7 protein-coding genes and 1 tRNA gene are annotated in these 6,765 nt (G+C 57.0%); 1 reads left to right on the top strand and 7 read right to left on the bottom strand.

The window, feature by feature from the left end; all coding sequences use genetic code 11:
* Positions 1-79 precede the first annotated feature (79 nt).
* From KVG95_RS22085 to KVG95_RS22065, 5 genes are all read right to left on the bottom strand, one after another.
* Positions 80-865: a nucleotidyltransferase domain-containing protein gene (locus KVG95_RS22085; protein WP_217857949.1), complete on the bottom strand. Its 786-nt coding sequence runs from the start codon at positions 863-865 to the stop codon at positions 80-82.
* An 81-nt stretch (positions 866-946) separates the two neighbouring features.
* Positions 947-1,222 (bottom strand): hypothetical protein, encoded by a 276-nt coding sequence (locus KVG95_RS22080; RefSeq protein ID WP_217857948.1) that lies wholly within the window; start codon positions 1,220-1,222, stop codon positions 947-949.
* Entirely contained in the window at positions 1,219-2,199 is a 981-nt protein-coding gene (locus tag KVG95_RS22075) for an integrase domain-containing protein (RefSeq protein WP_217857947.1), read from the bottom strand. The genes KVG95_RS22080 and KVG95_RS22075 overlap by 4 nt, the downstream gene beginning before the upstream one ends.
* A 910-nt stretch (positions 2,200-3,109) precedes the next feature.
* The gene (locus KVG95_RS22070) at positions 3,110-4,432 is read right to left on the bottom strand and encodes a tyrosine-type recombinase/integrase (protein WP_217857946.1); all 1,323 of its coding nucleotides are present in this window, start codon (positions 4,430-4,432) and stop codon (positions 3,110-3,112) included.
* A 172-nt stretch (positions 4,433-4,604) separates the two neighbouring features.
* Positions 4,605-4,680, bottom strand: a tRNA-Asn gene (locus tag KVG95_RS22065).
* A 225-nt stretch (positions 4,681-4,905) separates the two neighbouring features.
* On the opposite strand from KVG95_RS22065, the gene KVG95_RS22060 reads away from it, so the two are divergent.
* Complete coding sequence (locus KVG95_RS22060; RefSeq protein WP_020795513.1) at positions 4,906-5,136, top strand: hypothetical protein; 231 nt, start codon at positions 4,906-4,908, stop codon at positions 5,134-5,136.
* Here KVG95_RS22060 and KVG95_RS22055 read toward each other — a convergent pair.
* Both KVG95_RS22055 and KVG95_RS22050 read right to left on the bottom strand, forming a co-directional pair.
* Positions 5,133-5,333, bottom strand: coding sequence for a hypothetical protein (locus KVG95_RS22055; RefSeq protein WP_007905992.1), 201 nt, complete (start codon positions 5,331-5,333; stop codon positions 5,133-5,135). The genes KVG95_RS22060 and KVG95_RS22055 overlap by 4 nt on opposite strands.
* A 235-nt stretch (positions 5,334-5,568) precedes the next feature.
* The gene (locus KVG95_RS22050) at positions 5,569-6,765 is read right to left on the bottom strand and encodes an amino acid aminotransferase (RefSeq protein ID WP_123720969.1); all 1,197 of its coding nucleotides are present in this window, start codon (positions 6,763-6,765) and stop codon (positions 5,569-5,571) included.

Genomic DNA, 6,765 nt, shown 5'->3' with positions numbered 1-6,765 from the left:
CAGGAGGGCAAAAGGATGCCGCAAGGTTCGATGACCACTTCGGAACGAGAGCCGCCGGTATTGAAGGGCCGCTCGCGACTCAGCGGACCAAACCGGTTTCTGTAGCCATCCAGGTCAAAAAATTATGGAGCTGAGTCGTAAACTCTTTTGGCTTAGCGTACGGGTTCCTTGCCTGGGACAAGAAAAAAGAGATCTGCATTCTCATACACGGGTAATGCTGAACAAACAGCTCGACATGCTCTTCCAGTGTTTGCGGCCACATCAGGTCCTGTTCAGAGCGAAGTACTTGAGTTGACCGGATGAATTTGCGCGAGGCTTCTCGTTGCAAGTGTAGAGATTGCGTCGGTGTGGTTGCCTGATCGATAAGTTCGGCATACCGGGTCAGTACGGATTCAAAGTCACCATTCACGGCAATGGCGATATCACGCGACGGCTTGAACCGGTCGAAGCGATTGGTCAGATCATTCCCCCATAAGCAACGACAGTGATGCTTGAGCCAGTACCCCCAGCTCAATCGATTGTCAGCCGCCAATACTTCAGAACGACTACCGATGTCGAAATCGATCTTGATGACTTCCGTATGCCGACTTTCCAGCGTGCGCTTTTGCGACTCGAGCATTTCGAGATCCTGCGACGTTGGAGGGCTGTGCAGAACAAGGGTTAGGTCAAGGTCAGAAACCCCCGGCACGGCGTCGCCTCTAGCGACGCTGCCATAAACATAAATCCCGTCCAGCAGAGATTCCGACCGCGTGAGCGTCATGCAAACGTCCACCAGTAAATCCTGAAACTGTGGTTGCATCTCGACGTTGGGCACAGTGAGGATATAACCGTCTGCATCAATGCCACGAGGATGGAATCGTTCCATGAAGCCGTCCGTGAGTTGTGTTCAGAGCGCTACTTTAACAGAGCCAATAGTGACTGCTTCTGGCCGTTTTCTGACCTTCGTTTAGCGGTTGAACTGCCAGGGTTTTCCTAAGCGATAAGTAAGTAATTGCATGGTCAGCAAATAGTAATAGCGCGTCGATTCAGTGTCGTGGTTTAGGTGGCGATTCAAAAACCACGCAAGGTGTTTTCTCTGCCAAGTCCATGGATTGTCGCGTTGCCAGCGATCAGCGATTGCTGCTTGGATAGTCTTTGCCTGACGAAGGTGGCGTTGGCGTGTGGTATGCGACCCGGTCAGGACGCCTGACAGGAACAGCTCCATATCGAAAGCCATGCTCATGCTCGACCACCAATGTAAGCCGACACCACGTCGATACGGCCGTGCCCCAGCTCATAGCTGACTTGCACTCGGGCCTCCTGATCAAGGCGTCGGTCGAGCTGGTAGCAGTTGCCGCCGTAGATGGGCGCAAGATGTCGAGTGATTTGCTCATAGCGTTTGCACGCGTAGGCTGCCCGCAATTCGTGGAAGCCTTTGAGGTTGTGCTGATGGAGGATGTCCCGTGCGGGGCGGACGATTCCCTGCAAGGAATCGAGGTAGCGTTCGTTCGGTGTAAGCAGGTTGCGGCTATCGTCGGGCATGGCCTTTTCGGCAAACCTCAGTGCGTCACGAATATGATCATCTACCGTAATCCAACGAGGTGCTGACGCGCCTGAACGGCCACCTTTGGTGCCGTCCTGGATGTTGATCTTTCCGAATTGCTTGGCTTCACGATTTAGACGGGGAAGGTCGGCCAAAATCGCCTCGCGCAAGCGCATACCGGAGGCTCGCGCTAACTGAGCGATGGCTGCGACGCGCGGCTGCTGGTTTTCGCAAAGTACCTCTACGATCCGCTTCACCTGTTCGCGGTCTTGGCCTTGCGACATTGAACGACGAACAGTGGTGCGCCGCATTCCCAGTGCCTTACTCGGGCTCGGCACTTTCACATACTGATCACCGCGAAGCGCGGCCATGGTCCGATTAACACTGGACAACCGGTTTTGCGCAGTGGCGATGGCCAGCTCACCCTGTTCAACTTGTTGGCGCAGATGTCCGGCGTATTCCAGCAAGGTCTGCCAATTAATCTGCCGCGCATCGTTAAACCCCGGCCCTTCCTTCGACCGACACCAGCGTACAAACGCCTGCCAGCGATCACTGTGCGCCTTGACCGTGCCGTAATGCCCGCCACCAAACAGATCGCGCAACGCCTGTGGCCCGGCATAACTCAATTGCCGGCCATAGCCAAAATTCCGCCCATCCCGTCCGCCTATCAATGCCATGATCAAACTCCTCTTGAAGCCAAAACCTTTGAGCCTTCCCCACGTCATCCCGCCCAGGATGTTGAGTGTTGTCAGGGATCAAGGCCCCTGCGACCTGTGAGGGTTGTCCACTAACGCGGGACTGACGACTCCTTACGACCGGGAGCTTGGGCATCTCATGATCTGGCCTCCTGAACACTTCCGAAGAAGTGGGCGGGTGGAGGCTGCACTGGCTGACGAAACCGGCGCCGCGAGATCCTGAGTCGGGTGAAGGCAGTGAAGCAATGACCGAGGCATGCCTGGCTGTCAGTCAGGTGCAGTCCATTCCGTGGGCTGCGGCACCATCATCTGCATCGCTGTTGCGGGTGACTTCGGTGTTTGTCACGCCGATTGTCACGAGGGGGAATGCCGCAAAGCCTTCTACGAGTTGGGTTGCAGCAATGGTAGGAGCGCCCGTCTCTTTCCAGAAGAAAGAGACGGGCGCAGGTTGGCGCAAGGAAATGGCCAGGCGGATAGGTTGCTGCAGAACAGCTAGGAAGGGGTGTGGATTGCCGCAGTGGGCACTCTGCTAGAAGTAGGCATCCATCACATCGCTGTGACCGTGCGAGCTGCCGGACGCTAATCGCACTTCGGGAGAACCACCACGGTGTGGCGTAGCCTTAAAGGTTCTGGCTACCTGGGTTGCTGTCAACGACAGCGCGTTGCCCGACCTTTTCTACGCCTGTGGAGAATTCAGGTCAAGGCTCGAATTTTCGGGAGTTCTGCGGCTGTGGATGAAATTATCCACTAATCGAAATCAGTGGTTTTCCACAGACAATTGCGTGGGCTTTAGATTTTTTAAGTGAGGTCCACCCAAACAGGGCGGCTTTGCAGCCCTGTTTGGATGGACCCGAGTGGACAAGCGGATCACTGAGATAAAAGAACTGAGCGCTTACTCAGTTGCGCCACGCTTTGCTTTTAGTCGAGAGACGTTCGCACCCGTCTGATTGGCGAATTCGCGTGGGCTGACATGCTTCTGCTGATTAGCCTCAAGGTAGCGACTCCACCAGTTCATGAACAGCCTGCGCTCCTCGATGAACTCGGCCTTGTGGATGTAGGCCGCTCGGACGTTGTTGCGCTCCTTGTGGCTCATCTGCCGCTCAATGGCTGTGTCCGTCCACAAACCCGACTCGATCAGTGCGCTGCAGGCCATCGAGCGAAACCCATGCCCGCAGATCTCGGTTTTGGTGTCGTACCCCATCTTCCGAAGCGCGCTGTTCACCGTGTTTTCGGACATTGGTTTCCAAGACTTGGTATCGCCTGCGAACACCAAGTCAAATTTTCCTGTGATTGTGTGGATCTGCTCAAGCAGGGCGACCGCTTGCGGCGATAAGGGTACAAGATGGATATCGCCTGCCATCTTCGTACCCCTTGTAGAAAAGGGTACACCTTCCAACGCTGGTCGCGTGTCGGGTATCTCCCAGGTGCCGCGCTTGAGGTCGAACTCGCTCCAGCGGGCGAAGCGCAGCTCGCTGGAGCGTACAAACACGTGCAGCGACAGCAAGACCGTCAGCTGGGTAAGTGCGCGGCCCTTATAGGTGTCGATCCGTTCCTGCAATTCAGGCAAGCGCGATAAGGATAAAGCGGGGCGGTGGACGACCCGGGAGGCTTTGATCGAGCCTACGAGGTCGTAAGCAGGGTTTACGGTGATAAGCCGTAGGCGCTTTGCCTCGCGCATTATGCTCTGCAGGTAATTTTGTACCCTTAAAGCAATGTCTATCGTTCCGCGCTTCTTGATCGCTTCCAGGGGCCGCATAAGGTCGTGAGTATCTAGGTCGACAATGGCGCGGGCGCCGATCAGCGGGAAGAGGTGGGTTTTGAGGCGACTCATCACTGTCTTGGAATAGTCCGGTGCCCACTTGGCTGACATTTCCGTGTGCCAGTCCAGCGCAACGCTTTCAAAGGTTCTGCCTTTGATCACGGCGTCCGCCTTGGCTTGGTGCTTGGTCTCTATGGGATCAATGCCATCCGCCAGCATTCGCTTGACCTCCAAGCGCTTGCGGCGCGCATCGGCGAGGCCAACGATGGGGTAATTGCCGAATGAGGTCAGTCCTTCCCGGCCATCAGGTTTGACGTATCTAAGACGCCAGCCTTTGCGGCCATTGAGTTGGACTAGAAGGTAGAGGCCGTCGCCGTCGAAAAGCTTGTAGGCGCGGTCTGTGGGCTTGGCCGAACGGCAAGCGGAATCGGAGAGTGGAGCAGTGGTGCGCGACATAAGGGTACTCCCTTTTATCGAAGTGACCTTTACCCCAAACTCTACCCTTAAACCGGTTGGAATCCACCAGGATTCACCGGAATCCGACGGAACGCCAAAACGAAAAAACCCGCCAGAGGGCGGGTTGTTCGGGGCTATCAGAGATTTTTGAAGCCTTCTCTGGAACCTTGTATGGCTCCACGACCTGGACTCGAACCAGGGACCCAGTGATTAACAGTCACTTGCTCTACCAACTGAGCTATCGCGGAATGGCGTCTATGTTACTGATTCAAAAAGAGAAGTCAAGCCTCTGTTGGCAGTTTGATGGTTTCATCGGATCAGAGGGGGTTATCGGCCATTGGCGGTTACCAGAATGGTGGTAGAGGTCTACCATGGTCGCCCGGAAGTGGTGACACGCGCTGCCGGCCCTCAGCCGAAAAGGTACGCGCCATGAATCACCCAACCCTCACACCTCAAAACAGCGGGGTGTTCGCATGAGCATCGCTCAGATCAGCCTGCCCAAAGGCGTTGGCCCGCACGCCGAGAAACTGTTCGACGCGATCACTCAAGCCAGCAGCGCTGACGAATTGAATCGTGCAGGCGGCAAGGCCGAAGGTTTTGTTTTGGGCCTGGAAAGCACCAAGGCGATCAAAAGCCAGGTGGCCGAGTCGCTTTATGTGGCCTATGACGACGCAGCCAGCCAGCGTGCAACCGAACTGGCTTAACCGCCGAAGGTAATGGTGCCGAGCATCAGCTTGGCGTACAGCATCGTGGCGGTCAGTTGCACCAGCCACAACGCCAGGCCGCCAAGGAACACGCCCGCAGCCACTTGCAGCACCAGGTTATTACCGCGTTTGGCCGAGGAGCGGGGCACAAAGTGGTCCAGCTCGTCGCGGTCGGCGCGTAGGTCATCGTTTTTCATGTGGGTTCTCAAGAGTTCTCGGGTGTACTCATAACCTGTGGGAGCCGGGCTTACCCGCGAAGGCGGCGGCACATCCAGCATCAATGTGACAGATAGACCGCTTTCGCGAGCAAGCCCGCTCCCACATTTTTGATCTGCGTGCAGTCTAGAGCGACCGGTCGCCGAACTGGGAGTTATCAAAGACAAATAAAAAACGGGAAGCCATATGGCTTCCCGTTTTCAATCACGCGACGACTCAGATCACCTGAACGATGGCCTTGGTCACGGCGTCGATGTTGCTCTGGTTCAGCGCGGCAACGCAGATGCGGCCAGTGTCCAGGGCGTAGATGCCGAACTCGCTGCGCAGACGGGTCACTTGCTCAACCGTCAGGCCGGAGTAGGAGAACATGCCGCGCTGGCGACCGACGAAGCTGAAATCGCGCTGTGGAGCGTTTTTCGCCAGCAGGTCGACCATCTGGGTGCGCATGCCGCGAATCCGCAGGCGCATTTCTGCCAGTTCCTCTTCCCACTGAGCGCGCAGTACCGGGCTGTTCAGCACGGCGGCGACGATGCTTGCACCGTGGGTCGGCGGGTTGGAGTAGTTGGTGCGGATCACGCGTTTGACTTGCGACAGCACGCGCGCGCTTTCTTCTTTCGATTCGCTGACGATCGACAGGGCGCCAACGCGCTCGCCGTACAGCGAGAAAGATTTAGAGAACGAGCTGGAAACGAAGAAGGTCAGGTCCGATTCGGCGAACAGGCGCACGGCCGCGGCGTCTTCATCGATACCGTCGCCAAAGCCTTGGTAAGCCATGTCGAGGAATGGCACGTGACCTTTGGCCTTGACCACTTCCAGCACGTTTTTCCAATCCGCCGGGCTCAGGTCGACGCCGGTCGGGTTGTGGCAGCAAGCGTGCAGCACGACGATGGAGCCGGACGGCAGGGCGTTCAGGTCTTCCAGCAAACCGGCGCGGTTAACGTCGTGGGTCGCGGCGTCGTAGTAGCGATAGTTCTGCACCGGGAAACCGGCGGTTTCGAACAGCGCGCGGTGGTTTTCCCAGCTCGGGTCGCTGATCGCCACGACGGCGTTCGGCAGCAGTTGCTTGAGGAAGTCGGCACCGATTTTCAGTGCGCCGGTACCGCCGACGGCTTGGGTGGTGATAACCCGGCCAGCGGCGATCAGTGGCGAATCATTGCCGAACAGCAGTTTCTGCACAGCCTGGTCGTAGGCGGCGATGCCGTCGATCGGCAAGTAACCACGGGAAACGTGTTGAGCGGCGCGAATCGTCTCGGCTTCGACAACGGCGCGCAGGAGTGGAATTCGCCCCTCCTCGTCGCAGTAAACACCGACCCCCAGGTTGACCTTGTTGGTACGGGTATCGGCATTGAATGCTTCGTTGAGGCCCAGGATTGGATCGCGTGGTGCCATTTCGACAGCGGAGAACAGGCTCAT

The sequence above is a fragment of the Pseudomonas farris genome, assembly GCF_019145235.1.
Classification (GTDB): Bacteria; Pseudomonadota; Gammaproteobacteria; order Pseudomonadales; family Pseudomonadaceae; genus Aquipseudomonas; species Aquipseudomonas farris.
Note: the sequence above shows the minus strand (reverse complement) of the source record. Positions and strands in the feature narration are given on the sequence as shown.